This is a genomic window from Candidatus Methanoperedens nitratireducens (genome assembly GCF_900196725.1).
Classification (GTDB): domain Archaea; phylum Halobacteriota; class Methanosarcinia; order Methanosarcinales; family Methanoperedenaceae; genus Methanoperedens; species Methanoperedens nitroreducens_A.
In genome coordinates this window covers 1-16,246 of the sequence record NZ_FZMP01000037.1, presented here as the reverse complement: position 1 = coordinate 16,246, position 16,246 = coordinate 1, and the positions used below count along the sequence as shown (strand labels likewise).

Sequence of the window (16,246 nt, the reverse complement as noted above, 5' to 3'; positions counted from 1 at the left end):
TTACCCCAGCAGGTCGCCGGACACTAACGTTAATGCGTGGTAAAGCAATCATTTGCAGGGTGTACGACAAATGAATTGAAATAACAAGAGCGAGAGAACCGGGGTTGGAGGGTATATAAGAATATAAGAACAGGCTAAGAACTCGGCTCGGATGGGAAAACTATAAATCAGGAAATGGTATATGAAAATAAACAAGCAATAAATTGATCTTGATGAAAGAGTCGGGAGTAAAAAATGAATTCAATAGTAACTGAGGCAATTTCAAGAACCAGGACGACCGCGACGCCCGTTGCAGAGGAAACAGATGAAGAACTTCTGGAGGTCTTGCAGGGATTAAAAATAAATATTGTGGTAATCGGATGCGGCGGGTCAGGCTCAAATACCATTCAGAGATTATCCGAAGAAGGAATAACAGGGGCAGAATTGTACGCAATCAATACCGATGCTCAACATCTCCTGGATATTAAAGTCCGAAATAAGATCCTGATAGGAAGGCATAAGACCAGAGGGCTTGGTGCGGGAAGTGTACCGGAAATAGGTCAGTATGCGGCACAGGAATCAAAAACCCAGATAGAGAACGCGGTCAAAAATGCAGATATGGTTTTTGTGACATGCGGTCTTGGCGGTGGAACTGGCACAGGCGCGGCACCGATCGTGGCTGAAGCTGCCTGGCATGCAGGAGCTCTTACAATAGCTGTCGTCACAATGCCATTTACGGCAGAAGGAGTGATACGTATGAGCAATGCGCAAGCTGGTCTTGAGAGACTGCGCAATGTAGCTGATACTGTGATAGTGGTTCCTAATGACAAATTACTTGAAATAGTCCCTCAAATGCCACTTCATGCGGCGTTTAAAGTATGCGATGAGGTCTTAATGCGAGCGGTCAAAGGGATAACTGAACTGATCACCAAACCCGGCCTTGTCAATCTTGATTTTGCCGATGTAAGAGTGATATTGCAGAAAAGCGGCATGGCAATGATAGGTTTAGGCGAAGCAGAAGGTGAGAACAAGGCGAACGAATCAATAAACAGGGCACTTCGGAGTCCTCTGCTTGATGTTGATATTTTAGGAGCAAATGCCGCTCTTGTTAATGTCGTTGGCGGTCCTGATATGACACTGGCAGAAGCAAGAAGCGTGGTTAACGAACTTCATAACCGTATTGACCCCAGGGCAAAATTGATCTGGGGAGCCATGGTAGAGCCCTCTATGGAGAACGTTATGAGGACTATGGTCATAGCCACAGGCGTCAAATCTCCGCAGATACTTGGAGGAAGGAACACAGCAGATAAATTTACTGCAAGATACGGGATTGATGCCGTTAGATAGAAGATTGTTTGGACAGGAGATAATGAATATAAAACCAAAGGTTTCGGGACTTTACAGAGAATTTGTTTATAGAAAGCATTAATAGACCCTAAATGAATATATAAGCCGCCTATCCCTTAAAATCCATTCATAGCGGACGTTTTTTCAGGGATAGGTACTTCGTTTTAATGTGTACGCTCATTTTGCAGTTTTTGCAGGTGAACCCTCTCTATTCTCTGTTAGTTACAATAATCATAGTTGTTACCCCCTCGTAAATCTATCGGTATTTCTTTTTCATTCTTCATAATCTGAATATATATACTATGTCTATCCACCAACATATGTAAAAAGGCTGTTGAACCTTCTACATACTTTCCTTGTCTATTCATAACTCTATAGATTATAAAGGGAATAATCCATTATCACAGGAGAGAATAATCATTATTATCATTAACATCAAAACACTGAAAAATATATTTTCAACCAATACTCGGTTACAGTGCAGGCTGATTATTTTAGTCACGACGGTGCAACATTAGCCCTCCGGTCTGGCGAGCCTTTTCCACAGCCTGATAACTTTTTCAGTGTAGCTCTCCTTCCTGAGATTGATTGATAGCTTCCCATCTCTGAAATGCACTGTAGCCTCACGGAGTACACAGCGGTAGTACTTCTCTTCGTTACCTGAGAAATTTATAATAGTCTTAACATTCTGTATTAGCATAGAATCCTGCAGAAGCTTTATTCTCCTGTACACGGTTGCAAGAGGTATATTAAGCTCCTGACTCAACTCCAGGGGAGAGCATTCCTTCCAGGTGGTAAGACTCATTATCTCTCTTGAATACTTATCTGCCAGAAGCTCAATAAATGCTTCTTCATTTTTCTTTTTTGAATTCATATTAATTAGCTTTTATATAGGTGAAACCAACAGTAAGATACAACATGGCAGGAATTCTTGTTTTCAAAAAAGCCCGCATGGAAATGATAACTGGAATTGAACCCAGGATAAAATGAATGGCATCGACGAGAACGATATTAACGGTTAAAGATAACATATTTTTCACCGGATTCTACACATCTCAATTACAATTGAAATGACAAGCCCTATATCAAATTCCCCGATTGATCAGGTAAGAGCCGGGTTTGTGAATTTATCGAGATATTCCAAAACTATCTTATGGTTCTTGAGTGTATTAGGTCTTTTATGTTGCAATGTTTATTCCAGGAGGAATTTATCAAGTGTTTCACGTACTAAGCAATGCTACCAACCGATATAAAACTAAGTGTTCGGAAAAACTAAAAACTTTATTAACAGGTATTCTTGTCATTAGCCTATGAATCCGAAAGGGCTTTCTGAAAAAGAAGTGCTATCGTTATTGAACTCAGCCAGGCTGAAGGATACCTCATACGATAAAGTGCTGAGCGCGATGTGCACGAGACCGCATCCGATAGCCGTAAAAGCCCATATGCAGTTCATCGAATCAAATCTTGGTGACTTCGGCCTGTTCTCGGGAACAAAAGAACTTGAAGAGAAGGTGATCAGGCTCATGGGAAGCCTGCTGGGCTGCCCGGAAACGTACGGATATATAACGACAGGAGGCACTGAGTCCAATATCCAGGCGCTGCGGACTGCCAGGAATATTGCAGGGAAAAAGCATCCTAATGTGGTCATTCCCGCTTCGGCCCATTTTTCGTTCGACAAGACCGCAGACCTGCTGGGGATAGAATTAAGAAAAGCCGAGATGGACAGGGAATTCAAGGTCGATTTAAACTCTGTGGAGAGCCTTATTGATAATAATACCGTGGCTCTTGTCGGTATCGCAGGCTCGACAGAGTTCGGGCAGATAGACCCGATAGATGAACTTGCAGAGATAACCGAATCCCATGAACTGTTCTTGCATGTGGATGCAGCTTTTGGCGCGTTCGTTATCCCGTTCCTTGGTAAAAAATACGATTTTGATTTTTCTGTAGATGGAGTGGCATCAATAACAGCCGACCCCCATAAGATGGGCATGTCCACAATACCTGCCGGAGGTCTGCTGTTCAGGGAAGAGACCTGCCTTTCGCCTCTTGAAGTCAATACCCCGTACCTGACCATAAGGGCGCAGCACTCACTTGCAGGCACGCGGAGCGGGGCAGCAGCCGCAGCAGCTTATGCAGTGATGATGTACCTGGGCAGGGAAGGGTACACAAAGATCGTGAACAGGTGCATGGGACTGACTGAGAGACTTGTTGAAGGGGTCAGGGAATCCGGCGTCCAGCCGCTCATCGATCCTGTAATGAACATCGTGGCTCTGGAAGTACCTGAACTTGACCGGGTGAGAAAAGAGCTTCGTGAAAAGGGATGGTTCACATCGATAACCCGCGCGCCAAGGGCAATGAGGCTTATAATCATGCCCCACATGAGCGAAGAAGCGATTGATGAGTTTGTTTCTGATCTCGGAAAATGCATTAAGACGATTTAATGGTAACTTTCTTGAAAAGCTTAAAAATATATAACTGATACAGGGAAATGATATCTTATGGAGCCGAAAAAAGCCGGATTTTCAACAAGAGCTATTCACGCAGGAGAGAAAAAGACTGAAGCCGTACCTGTCGCCGCTCCTATTTACCAGACAGCGCCTTTTAAATTCAAAAATGCTGCTCATGGAGGAAGATTGATGGGCGGAAAGGAAGAAGGTTACGTGTATTCCCGCGGCTTGAATCCAACCACAGAAATATTTGAGAAAAAGATTGCAGACCTCGAAGGCGGGGAGGCGGCGCTGGCGCAGGCTTCGGGTATGGCAGCCGTCAGCGCGGCAGTGTTCACGGAAGTAAGCTCAGGCGACCATGTAATCGTTGAAGAAGTTATTTACGGAAGCACATATGACCTTTTTGTTAACCTGAAGAAGTTCGGAGTGGAGGTAAGCTTTGTAGATACCTCGGATATCGGCAATGTTGAAAAAGCCTTCCGTAAAAATACAAAACTTGTTTTTTTTGAAACCCCGGCGAATCCGACAATGAAACTGACAGATATTAAAGCAGTTTCGGAGGCAGCTCATGACAGGGGAGCAAAGGTTTTTATCGATAATACCTTCATGACGCCATATTTCCAGCAGCCGCTGTCACTCGGTGCAGATGTAGTGATCCACAGCGCAACTAAATACCTGAACGGTCACGGGGACACCATCGGCGGGGTCATTACAGGTACCTCGGAGTTCATAAAGAGGGCAAGGCACACAGCAAAGAACATCGGAGGCGCGCTCAGTCCTTTTAATTCCTGGCTCATTACCCGCGGGATGAAGACACTGGCGGTCAGGATGGACAGGCATGATTCAAACGCGATGGCTGTTGCTAAGTTTTTACAGGAGCATGAAAAGATAGCCAAAGTGATTTATCCGGGGCTTGAGAACCATCCCCAGTATGACCTTGCAAGAAAACAGATGTGCGGATTCGGGGGCATGATAGCGTTCCTGATCGAGGATGCAAAAGACGTACCCGTGTTCCTTGATTCCCTGAAGCTGTGCACTCTTACTATAAGCCTCGGAGATGTAGAGACGCTTATCCAGCATCCTGCCACAATGACGCACTCGGTGGTGCCGCGAGAGAACAGGCTCAGGTACGGGATAGCTGATGAGCTTGTGCGCCTGTCAGTGGGACTTGAGGATGCCGGAGATATCATTTCGGATATGGAGCAGGCGCTGGATAATATCTGAAGAGCCTGACAGGTATCCGGGGAGGCACGTAATATGCAATTTTCTTTAATAATCTTTGAAATCCTGATGGCAGCGCTTTTTATAATCTGCATCCTGCATGCCCGCAGGCGCGGGAAACAATATGTCATCGAACTGGTTGTGGCTGTCATCTACGGCGTTTTACTGGAAGTACTTACAATGATACAATTCAGGTACTATACCTATGGCGATTTCCTTATCAAGATCTTCGATGCTCCTCTTGCTATCGGTTTTGGCTGGGCTGCAATAATTTATACTGCCATGGTAACCGTTGACAAGCTGGATACTGCGCAGAAAACCAGACCGTTCATGGCAGCACTGCTTGCGTTGAACATCGATCTCTCAATGGATGCTATCGCTATCCGGGAGGGATTCTGGACATGGGGGGAGAATGGGATGTGGTTCGGTGTACCGCTTGGCAATTTCTTTGCATGGTTCATAGTGGTGTTCGGCTTCTCTTACTTCATTTATAAATTAAGGTATGTCCGGGAATTCAGGAATTTCTATCCGTTCTTATCTATGGTCTTATCCCTGGTCGTACTTATCGTTTTAGATAGTATATGGGTATATTACCTGACGCAGCCGGTGCACATTGTTATACTTATCGGAATGCTCTTTTTTTCCACATGTTATATTTATCTGAATAAAGGCAGCTTCAAAAAGGACAATAAATTCGACTGGATGAACTTCTCGGTCCCGCTCGTATTCCATTCATTCTTCCTGACTCTCCTGCTTATCAGGGAGTACCGCATTGTTCCTCTGGTCCTCATATCATCGTTAATGCTTATTACCGGTCTATACGTGCATCTTCTGCCATCGTTCAATGCCATGCGGGACCGGATACGATTGGATAGGATTCAACTGCGTGCAATTCGCTAAGTATTTAATAAATCCATGCTTTAAAGTAAAGTATTATCGTTAAATTAATAGAACACAAGTACCTTTAAGGGGACGATGATTCCATCAATACTTGAAGCTTATCAACAACATATTATAGAGAGGCAAAAACAGGGAATTCCTCCTTTGCCGTTAAACTCCGAGGAAGTAAAAGCCCTGGCAGAAATGGTTCTTAACCAGCCTTCAGGAAAAGAAGAACTTATCCTAAAACTCCTGAAAGAGAACGTACCTCCGGGTGTAGATCCTGCTGCGCTTGAAAAGGCAAAATTACTCAGAAGCATAGCGCTTCGGGAAAAACAGTCAAAGTTGATTTCTCCACTCCAGGCGGTACAGATGCTGGGAATGATGAAAGGCGGATACAATATAGAGACACTTATCGAACTGCTTGAAGATGAAGAACTCGGTGACGCTGCCGCCCACACCCTTTCCGGCACGATCCTGGTATTTGGGTTCTTTGACAGGGTAAAGGAGCTTGCACGGACGAACACGCGGGCAAGGAAGGCAATGGAGAGCTGGGCTCAAGCAGAATGGTTCACGGAAAGCCCCAAACTACCCGAGGCTATAAAAGTTGCTGTTTTTAAGGTCCCGGGCGAAGTAAATACAGATGACCTCTCACCTTCAACGCGCGCAGGAACCCGCGCCGATATACCATTACATGCCCTATCCATGCTTGAGAACCGTTACCCGAATGCGCTTGACGAGCTGCGGGAGTTTAAAAAGAAAGGTTATCCCATCGCTTTTGCAGCAGATGTCGTAGGGACGGGTAGCAGCAGGAAATCAGCTATTAACTCCCTTATGTGGTGGATAGGCGAGGATATCCCCGGAGTCCCGAATAAGCGGAAAGGCGGTATAATCCTGGGAAGCCAGATCGCACCCATATTTTTTAATACAGCCCGCGACAGCGGTGCCATTCCCATAAGATTTGATGTATCACGTCTCACAAGCGGCATGGTTGTTACAATATCTTTCGCAACAGGGAAGATAATGGATGAGAACTGGCGGGATATAATAACATTCCGTCTTGAGCCTGAGACGCTTCCTGATGAGTACAGGGCAGGGGGCAGGCTTCTCCTGATAATCGGAAAAGAGCTTACCAGAAAGGCACAGGAAGCGCTTGGAGGGGAGTATAAAGAGATATTCCTTAAACCCGTAGAACCGGAACCTTCCCGCAGAGGCTATACACTCGCCCAGAAGATAGTAGGTAAAGCCTGTAACCTGCCGGGCGTCATGCCGGGACAGTCATGTATTCCGAAGATCACCACCGTTGGCTCACAGGATACGACCGGACCGATGACGGAGGACGAAATAAAAGAGCTTGTCTGCCTTGAGTTCCAGGCGCCGCTGGTCATGCAGTCCTTCTGCCACACGGCTGCGTATCCCACGCCTGATGACAGGAAGATGCACGTTGAACTTGCAAAGTTTTTCAGGGAGAGGGGCGGGGTAGTGCTGAACCCGGGCGACGGTATAATCCATTCATGGTTGAACCGCATGCTCCTTCCGGATACCGTGGGAACAGGCGGGGACAGCCATACGCGTTTCCCTATCGGCATCTCTTTCCCTGCAGGAAGCGGGCTGGTTGCATTTGCCGCAGCACTTGGCGTGATGCCGCTGGACATGCCTGAAAGCGTGCTTGTGCGCTTCACGGGAAAACTCAGGAAAGGCATTTTCCTGCGTGACGTTGTGAACGCCATCCCGTATTTTGCAATGAAATCGGGGAAACTGACACTTGAGAAGAAGAACAAAAAGAACGTCTTTAACGGCAGGATACTGGAGATGGAAGGGCTTCCGTACCTTACTGTGGAGGAGGCTTTTGAGCTTACGGACGCAAGCGCCGAGCGCTCGGCTGAAGCGGCGGTAATAACCCTGCCACTGGAACAGGTCGTTCGTTATATCAGGAGCAACATACCCGTTTTAAGGTCATTATTGAACGAGGGTTACGTATCAAAGGCTCTTGAGAACAGGATTAAAGCCATGGAAGAGTGGCTTGCGCACCCCTCTCTTCTGAGAGCCGATACCGATGCTGAATATGCCGATATCCTGGAGATTGACCTGTCAAAAATAACAGAGCCCCTGCTTGCATGCCCGAACGACCCGGATTACATAAGACCTCTCTCCGAGGTGGCAGGAGTAAAGATAGATGAGGTATTCGTAGGTTCCTGCATGACGAATGCCGATCATTTCCACACGGCTGCAAAGATGCTCGGAAAAGCGGGCGGGATAAGGTCAAAGCTGTGGATAGCTCCTCCCACAAGGATTATCCAGCAGAGACTCTCGGAGACCGGGGATTATGCTGTGTTCAGGGACATCGGGGCAAGAATAGAGATCCCTGGATGCAGCCTTTGCATGGGCAACCAGGCAAGGGTGGCGGACAATGCGGTCGTGTTCTCAACTTCAACGCGCAACTTTGATAACCGCATGGGCAAGAATGCGAAAGTCTATCTCGGCTCGGCTGAACTTGCATCTATCATTGCATCTCTTGGCAAGATACCTTCGAACGAGGAATATTTCCTGCGGATCAGGGACATAACAGGTGCATGATTAAGATAAGAAAGTAGCCTCCTCATATACATTCTCATTTACATTTTAATGTATATTCTGATGCACATCATCTTAAACTATATATAACAGTTGCAATAATGATAATAATTATGTGGTAATCATGGAAACTGTTATTTTGAGCGGTGCTGCTCCTCTTCAAAGCAAAGTAAATATCCAGAATGTCTTTCCCGAAAAAGCGAATATTTTGCCGGGAAAAAGGGATTTTTCGATTATCACGAATTCAGCCGTCTCTGTTGCTGAAAAGCTCAGGGCATCCGCAATAATCACTTTTTCGGAAGAAGTCACAAAAATCTCGACCAGCGTCCCGATGTTTGTTTTCACAGGCAGGAAGCTGGCAATGATGAATGAACTTACCCGCCCTATCGAGGAAACCGGAAAAAGTATTTATGAGAGGATGGAAGAAAGGGCAAGGAGCGCCGTAGAAGAGATAAGCGAAGCAAGCCTCATAGCATTTATCAACAACCTCATTGATACGGAGGGCCTGGTCGTGGGGATAATAAAGATGAAGGACAGCGATTCCATAATCGTGTACGACCTTGCAACAAATAAGATCATGAAAAAACTGATGGAGTGTACCGAAAGGGTGGAAGCCAGGGTGCTGCGGTCTGTGCTTAATATCGGGCTCCAGATAGCATGCCAGGGCAGGGAGGGAAAATCGTTCGGCACTGCTTTTATAATCGGAGATTCGAACGAAGTAATGCGCCGTTCCCATCCGCTCGTGCTTAACCCTTTGAAGGGCAGTCGAAAGAGAATTGTGATATCGTAAACCCGCAGAGCTGGGAGACAGTGAAGAGCTTCGCCCAGCTTGACGGTGTTTTTGTTATTACAGGGAAAGGGATAATCCGGGCTGCAGGCAGGTACCTTGATATCAATGCCAGGGATGTCCCTACGGAGAAGGGGCTTGGAGGCAGGCATGCTTCAGCCGCAGCAATAACGCGGGATACCGAGACTATCGCGGTAACGGTCTCTACGAGCGGCGGCACGATCCGCGTATTTAAGGATGGTCTTGAAATAGTAAAGATCGAACCTGATATCATGCTTGTGCAATAGTTGACTTTTCCCCGCAGGGGGATGACATAAGGTCGCCCGGAAATTAAAGTTAATCCAGGAGGTAGCGGGCTGCGACATGTCATCCCGAATAACTTATAAACAAGCGCATCAGTTAGATGTCTAAGTGATGAGACCTTATTTGATATTGCTGGTTGCGATCCTTGCAGCAGGATGCATTACTACCGGAATAGATGCCGGGGCTCCCAGGCAGTATGAGCTTCCGGGGCTCAACAATACTACGATCTATTATCTTAATCTTTCGTCAGTCCAGGTGGTCGAGAGCGTCACAAACCAAACTTCGGTTAAACTTGTTATCGGAGATAGCGGTGATATGGAATTCAGGGACCCTGTCGCAGTAGATTATGCAGGCAATAATGTCACGTTCAATATCTCAAAGGGAGCTATCTTCGGAAGAAGCTTTGTGCGTTTTGACTTTAATTCGCCCTTTTCGGGGTTCATAGCTTACACCCAGTCCGATGGCCAGGATTTTACCCGGCAGCTCACAGATAACGGCAGCGTCCGCGTTGTTTTACCCGCGGGTTACACCACGGGCTCAAATTTCCTGGGTATAGCGCAGCCGCCGCCTGATAATATTACCACAGACAGCAGGGAAAGAGACGTGCTTATCTGGAAGAACCCTTATCCTCAGCACAAGACAATATCGGTGAAGTACTACCAGAGGGGCGCCCCGGATGCCCTGTTATATTTCTTTATTTTACTTCTTATTGCCGCGGCAGTGATCTTCGGCTATTACAGGTTAAGCCTGAGGGCCCTGAAGAAAAAACGCAACATGATGGAAAAAGGTAAAAATCCGTAACAAACCGGCAAACCTGAAAATCAATATTATTTTAGCCTATATACCCCAGGTCTTCCTCTTTTCTCTTCTTTTCCTGGATATCTTTCAAGTACTTCTTAAAACCTTCATCAAATCTTTTGGCTTCGGTTTCAATCCTGCTCAGATCAATATCAATGCCAAGAAGCCCGGAAACTTTTTTTATCCCGGCATGGCATGCTTTTATGTCCAGTGCCTCAGGAAAGGCGGTTTCGCTGAGCAGGGCTATCCCATTTATCCCTTTTCGCAACGCGTACTCGATCACAAGCCCGTTCACCCCGCTTATTTTAAGGCTGCCGTCTGCTATCTTTACTCCCCTGCTCCCTAAAAATCTCAAAAGCTCAGGCGAGGTAGCGACACCGAAGACTTCCGGCTCTTCAACATATTTCTGTACATGCGTCGCAATTACAGTATAAATAATGTCAACTCCACAAAGCTCTGCCGCTTCGAGTATTTTCAGGGCGAGCTCATTATCCTTTGAGACATAGCCAAACTGGATATCGCCTGAGAATAATATAATGTTCTCTTTCTGGGAGTAGTAGAACTTAAAAGGACTTATTTCCCTGTCAATCGGTACTACCAGTCCTTTTTCAAAAAACGCTATGGAAGGTGAAAGATAAGGCATCGGGATATCCGCAAACAATTCAGGCTCCAGGAATTCCATAAAATAATTAATTGTGGTTCTGGCAACCATGCCCATGCCCGGAAGACCCACTAACATGCGGGGTTTTGACATTTCGGGTTTATTTAAGAATCTTAATTCCATATCTTTTCCTGTTTTTAAAGCCTGATTTTATGTCATCAATATTTCATGGTATATAACTATTCCATCTATCTGCCTGGGTCCGAATTACTGGCTCACAGAATATGTGACCATCTTCCTGTCCAGTCTCATATCTTCAGGTTTATCATCCACGTCAAAATGCGGGATGCCGTATTCGTCGTTCATTTCCGAAACGATGGTCTCAAAGTCCGATCCTTTCATCAGTTCATTAATCAGCACTATCACAGGTCCTGTTATCCTGTAATTACAGAACCATTTATGGAGAATAAGGTCTGTGTCACCGCCCACATAGTCGCGTAAAGCCTGCTTATAATACAGCTCGCTCTTGCAGCAATCAAGATAGAACAACCGGTATTGTTTCCTGCGGGGATGGTCAAACCCCTCTTTCATGGTATCGGTAAAATACCTGACATTGTTACTTAAGCTGAGATGGCTGCCGTATCCAGCATGGGTTTTCAGATATATGAGATCTTCATCTGTAAGGATGTCGCGCCATAATTCCCGCAGGTCCCCGCTATAATTCCGCCCAAGCACAAGCCTTATCCGTGCTTTTATGCTGCTGCCGTTAAAACCGAATGTTTTCCTGTATTCCTCCATGCCGCGTTCGCTGTCAGTCATGCCAAAACCGATATCTCTTAATTTTCTCCTTGCCAGCATGTAAACCTCATAATCAAAACCCGCGCCCGGCGGGTCAGGTCCTATGAGAAGCGTTCCATTGAATATGCCTTCGCCAAACAGCATGTCATATCGTGGAGCAGTACGGATCATCGGGGACATGGGTCGTTTTGTTATTTTGATGTATTTAACCTTAACCTCATCAAGCAGGCGTTTTCACCGTCATTATAGTATTTTTCAACAATCCCGGTCTGGTAAAACCCATGCTTTTCATAGAACTTTCTTGCTCTGGTGTTGCTCGATCGGACTTCAAGTATAATTTCCAGAGCCCCAAAATTCCTGAAAATACCGGCCAACTCTTTTAAAAGAGCGCTTCCTGCCCCACGGCCCTGGTACGCCGGGTGTACGGCAAGAGAGAATACGCGCCCGGTCCCTTCATTAGCAAGGAAACCTACGACATAGCCAATCACCAGGCCGTTCATTTCGGCAACTATGAAACCATCCGAGCAGGTTTCATAGAACTGCATGTAGAAATAGGGGTCGTGTTCATTGAAGACCTGCCTTTCTATATCTATGACGCAGGGAAAGTCTTCGGGTTCGAATTTTCTGATGAGCATCAAATCATTTCACCGTTTCCAGCTAATTGCGCTTAAAGTTTTAAAGCCGGTATATATACTATTTGTACTATGCTGCCAGAAGAAGCAGGTCATGGAGGATTTATAATTACCGACGACAGCCAGATTGGCATTGGCCTGCATTATACGAAGAACCCCGGCATCGGGGGATGCATACGCCAGCAGGTAGACGACTTCTGCGTCGAAGAACTTACGAACAGGGTTGAGACCGCAAACGGCAGTTACCTGATCGTAGAACTCACAAAGCGTAACTGGGATACGCACCGCCTCATCCGGGAGCTGTCGCGCATCCTGAGGGTAAGCCAGGACAGGTTCGGATGGGCAGGCACAAAGGATAAGCGCGCGCTGACAAAGCAGAAGATAAGCATATGGAACATCGGCGAAGAGGAGCTTGCACGGGTGCGGTTAAAGGATGTAGAACTGAAAGTTATCGGACGCTCGAACAAGAAGATAAGCCTCGGAGACCTGTGGGGTAACCGGTTCAGGATAACGGTGAGGGCTGTCGAATTATCTCAGGAGGAGGCTCTTGCGCGGGTAAAAGCCATAAGCTCGGAATTTGAGAAAGGCGCACCCAATTTTTTCGGCGTCCAGAGGTTCGGGGAGAACAGACCTGTGACCCATGTTGTGGGTGAAGCCATCGTGCGCGGGAATTTCAAAGAGGCTGCGCTTACTTATATCGCAAGACCCTTCCCGGATGAGCCTGAGGAGATAAGGAACGTGCGCCGGTACGTACTTGACACTGGCGATCTTAAGGCAGGACTTAAGATGTATCCTGTACGCCTCCAATTCGAGATAGCCATGATGAACCACCTTATCGCACACCCTGAGGATTACACAGGCGCATTCAGGGTATTATCGTCGAATTTACAGAAGATGTTCCTTCACGCCTACCAGTCGTATATCTTCAATATCATCCTGAGCAGGCGTATTCAGGCGGGTCTGTCGATACATGAGGCTTACGAAGGGGATATCGTGTGTTTTAAGAACGAGATGGGTATGCCTGACACTTCCCGCCTGCAGAAGGTAACGGCAGATAACCTGGACGGGATAAACAATCTCATAAACAGGGGGCGGGCGTTCGTTACTGCACCGATTGTGGGATATGATACTAATTTCGCGGAAGGGAAGCAGGGTGAGATGGAGCGGGAAGTAGTAAAAGAGCTGGGTATCGATTTAGAGGGTTTTAAAGTGCCTGCCATGCCTGAGATGGCTTCGAAAGGGTTGAGGAAGGAAATAGTGCTGCCAATTAAGCCTGAATACAGCGCCGGAGAGGATGAAACCAATCCGGGGAAAACGAAGCTCGTACTTGAGTTCTCACTGCCGAAAGGGGGTTATGCGACCACTGTTTTGAGGGAGTATATGAAGGGGTAAGTTTGCTCAGTTATTTCACAAAGCAGCGATCCTTCTTATACCCTTATGGCGACGGGGAATAACTATACGGCCTATTTCAGCCACATGAACACGAATGGCTTTAAATTCGCAATAAACGACCATAGCTTCTTATTCCTGCCCAGAGACATATCCTATACGAACGATCCGGGCGAAACTACTCTTCTTCTAGGTTCTGCCCAGAATACGCAGATACAGAATACAGGCGACATGGTCTATTTTAATAATGCATATGGCATTGGAGGTCAGTTACAGTATCTCTCAAACCCGCTTATGGTTAAAGAAGTATATGTTCTGGATAAACTGCCCTCACCTGCAAGCAACAACGACTGGATGACCCTGTCATCTGTAGCAGTATATAATAACGATCTAAAATTAAAATACATTGATGAAAACGGGGCAGAAAAGAGCTGGGATGGGACAAAAACAAAAACGAATGGAATAAAATTATATGATACTTCCGATATATTCCAGTTCGAACTCTCGCAACCCCTTGCCAAGGATGCATTGAACAGTGAAGTGCCGGGGCATTATTTGATTCATGAAAAAGACGGGATACTATACATATCCGAGAGATTCCCTTACGCTTCCCTGGCAAATATGACTTTGCCTGTATACCTTGACCTGAGTCTTGCCGAAGGCTACATCTCTTTCGGCAAATCTGAATACATACTGGGAGAAACCCTTGACATATGGGCAAGAGGTTTTGCCCTGTCGGATGAAAGGACACTGCTTTACAATCCTTCCAATCAACTGGTCGCAACATTTGACTGGCCAAGCTATGCAGACGGCTGGACATCGAAATACATTTACACCGCCGATGTGACCGGGCAATGGAAAGCCGAACTTCAGACAAAGCCGTTCCTGTGGGGAGACTGGACAGTACAGGATACTTCTATTGCTTATGTAAATCCGGCGCCGACTCCAACACCGACCCCGGCACCCACACCACAACCGACGGCAGCCCCAACCCCGGAATTTAAGATGGGCGACAGGATAAACATTAAAACAATGGTCCATAACACAGGCGATGCCCCGGTCGGTAGCAATTTCAATGTCTATTTCTATGAAGGCGACCCAGATGCTGGTGGCACTTATATTGGCAGCACGACCATAACAGGCGGGATCAGCCAGGGCGGCGCAAAAACAGCATAACTGAAAAGAGCGAATCCAACAACAAGGCATACAGGACGCTCAGCATCGGTCCACAGAACTTCGACTCGGACGGCGACGGCCTGACAGACTGGGATGAAGCTAACGGTATGCGGACATACCTTGGAATATTCAGGACCGATCCCAATGATAATGATATCGACAATGATAACCTGCCCGATGGGATTGAGATGGGCATGAGATTGATCGATTTCTATATGCTATACTCCAACCCGAAAGTGAATGACAGCGATAATGACAGTCTCAACGACTATGATGAGTATTCCCTGAACACTGAACCATTATTCGATAAGGACTCCGATAATGACAGCCTGTGGGATGGAGAAGAGGTTCGTGTAACAAAAACAAGTCCTACCAGTAAAGATACGGATGGAGATGGCACTTGGGACGGAACCGAATATCCCTATTCCCTCGGATATACTCCACAAGGAAATAAAGCACTCATCAACGGTGATGCAAGTAATCTGCTTCCAGCAGGCTCGGAAGCGCCGGTGACGGTGGAAGATGTAGATATGGATTGGCAGCCTACCCTTGAGATGGCTTATAGCCTTGGGTTTGAGGGTGTGAAATTATTCTGCCTCGGAGATTTCGCTGAAGGGAAGATAACTGTGAGTGGAGCTATTGATACGGGTTTATGCGCAGTCGATGTTGGCGCTGTAATTATTCCGGCAGACGGTCCGCTTGGAGAAGGTGCTATTACCTCGGTAAAGACAGCTCGATTTATTCATGGAGTTAAGACTTGGTTCAACTTCCAGAGGGTTCCAAATGTGTTATACAAGCTTCAAAAAGCTAACAAAGCCCTGCTCAGATTCAAATATACTGTAAAAGGCAAAACAGAACCTATATCAAAGGAACTTTCAAAAGGAGCAATTCAAGGAGCTTCGGACCTGGGTATAATCTGGCAGAAGGGAGCACATGGTGAAATATTGGATGCCTATAGCAACCTGCTGAAGAATTACGCTGATGATAGCGGCACTATCTACTATAAGATCAGAGAGCTTGCCAGTAAAAAAGTTCTCGTCAAGGATATGGAACGGGTTTATGAGAATGGAGGAGAGCTTAAGGAACTATAGGCATAGCAAAGAGTGCAAGTGTGGACTGCGCCCAATGCTCTTGCCTGCGCATGGAAACTTATAGAGCAGCAGGACTTTTCGGATAGTTGCCTATGAACTGAGATTCATAGATATGAAAAATAGAGTTTTTCATACAAACTGCAGTTCCCCTAAAATGGGGAGTGTAATGAATTTTGCTGAAACTTCTATAAACTAAAACAAATATTATAGGAGTCGAGAGAAAT

At 46.3% G+C, this 16,246-nt stretch carries 15 protein-coding genes; 11 read left to right on the top strand and 4 right to left on the bottom strand.

The genetic code is table 11. The features are described from left to right. Positions 1–234 precede the first annotated feature (234 nt). Entirely contained in the window at positions 235–1,326 is a 1,092-nt protein-coding gene (ftsZ, locus tag MNV_RS03975) for a cell division protein FtsZ (protein ID WP_096204081.1), read from the top strand. A 514-nt stretch (positions 1,327–1,840) separates the two neighbouring features. On the opposite strand, the gene MNV_RS03970 is transcribed toward ftsZ, so the two are convergent. Beyond that, a complete protein-coding gene (locus MNV_RS03970) occupies positions 1,841–2,200 on the bottom strand; it encodes an ArsR/SmtB family transcription factor (protein WP_096204080.1) in 360 nt (119 codons plus the stop codon). A 436-nt stretch (positions 2,201–2,636) separates the two neighbouring features. On the opposite strand from MNV_RS03970, the gene mfnA reads away from it, so the two are divergent. The 7 genes from mfnA to MNV_RS03935 all read left to right on the top strand — a co-directional run bounded on the left by mfnA (position 2,637) and on the right by MNV_RS03935 (position 10,338). Then, positions 2,637–3,767 (top strand): tyrosine decarboxylase MfnA, encoded by a 1,131-nt coding sequence (mfnA, locus tag MNV_RS03965; protein ID WP_096204079.1) that lies wholly within the window; start codon positions 2,637–2,639, stop codon positions 3,765–3,767. Positions 3,768–3,824: 57 nt separating this feature from the next. Beyond that, on the top strand, positions 3,825–4,997 hold the full coding sequence (locus tag MNV_RS03960) for a trans-sulfuration enzyme family protein (protein ID WP_096204078.1): 1,173 nt from the start codon (positions 3,825–3,827) through the stop codon (positions 4,995–4,997). A 33-nt stretch (positions 4,998–5,030) separates the two neighbouring features. Next, a complete protein-coding gene (locus MNV_RS03955) occupies positions 5,031–5,894 on the top strand; it encodes a carotenoid biosynthesis protein (RefSeq protein ID WP_096204077.1) in 864 nt (287 codons plus the stop codon). A gap of 75 nt (positions 5,895–5,969) precedes the next feature. Further along, positions 5,970–8,450 (top strand): bifunctional aconitate hydratase 2/2-methylisocitrate dehydratase, encoded by a 2,481-nt coding sequence (locus MNV_RS03950; protein ID WP_218837885.1) that lies wholly within the window; start codon positions 5,970–5,972, stop codon positions 8,448–8,450. A 121-nt stretch (positions 8,451–8,571) separates the two neighbouring features. Further along, entirely contained in the window at positions 8,572–9,237 is a 666-nt protein-coding gene (locus tag MNV_RS03945) for a hypothetical protein (protein ID WP_096204076.1), read from the top strand. Between the two features lie 20 nt (positions 9,238–9,257). Further along, positions 9,258–9,521, top strand: coding sequence for a DNA integrity scanning protein DisA nucleotide-binding domain protein (locus MNV_RS03940; protein ID WP_179293793.1), 264 nt, complete (start codon positions 9,258–9,260; stop codon positions 9,519–9,521). 127 nt (positions 9,522–9,648) lie between these two features. After that, positions 9,649–10,338, top strand: coding sequence for a DUF5803 family protein (locus MNV_RS03935; RefSeq protein ID WP_096204074.1), 690 nt, complete (start codon positions 9,649–9,651; stop codon positions 10,336–10,338). Positions 10,339–10,369: 31 nt separating this feature from the next. Here MNV_RS03935 and MNV_RS03930 read toward each other — a convergent pair whose 3' ends face one another. The 3 genes from MNV_RS03930 to rimI form a co-directional block, all read right to left on the bottom strand. Further along, on the bottom strand, positions 10,370–11,119 hold the full coding sequence (locus MNV_RS03930; protein ID WP_096204073.1) for a proteasome assembly chaperone family protein: 750 nt from the start codon (positions 11,117–11,119) through the stop codon (positions 10,370–10,372). A gap of 84 nt (positions 11,120–11,203) precedes the next feature. Then, positions 11,204–11,914 (bottom strand): hypothetical protein, encoded by a 711-nt coding sequence (locus tag MNV_RS03925; RefSeq protein WP_096204072.1) that lies wholly within the window; start codon positions 11,912–11,914, stop codon positions 11,204–11,206. Between the two features lie 11 nt (positions 11,915–11,925). Continuing rightward, positions 11,926–12,369 carry a ribosomal protein S18-alanine N-acetyltransferase gene (gene rimI / locus MNV_RS03920; protein ID WP_096204071.1) on the bottom strand — a complete coding sequence of 148 codons (444 nt, stop codon included), beginning with the start codon at positions 12,367–12,369 and terminating at the stop codon, positions 11,926–11,928. Between the two features lie 69 nt (positions 12,370–12,438). Here rimI and truD point away from each other — a divergent pair, with 69 nt between their 5' ends. The 3 genes from truD (at position 12,439) to MNV_RS03905 (ending at position 16,022) form a co-directional block, all read left to right on the top strand. Continuing rightward, positions 12,439–13,758, top strand: coding sequence for a tRNA pseudouridine(13) synthase TruD (gene truD / locus MNV_RS03915; RefSeq protein ID WP_096204070.1), 1,320 nt, complete (start codon positions 12,439–12,441; stop codon positions 13,756–13,758). 45 nt (positions 13,759–13,803) lie between these two features. Continuing rightward, positions 13,804–14,931, top strand: coding sequence for a hypothetical protein (locus MNV_RS03910; protein WP_096204069.1), 1,128 nt, complete (start codon positions 13,804–13,806; stop codon positions 14,929–14,931). A gap of 107 nt (positions 14,932–15,038) precedes the next feature. After that, positions 15,039–16,022, top strand: coding sequence for a hypothetical protein (locus MNV_RS03905; RefSeq protein WP_096204068.1), 984 nt, complete (start codon positions 15,039–15,041; stop codon positions 16,020–16,022). Positions 16,023–16,246 lie beyond the last annotated feature (224 nt).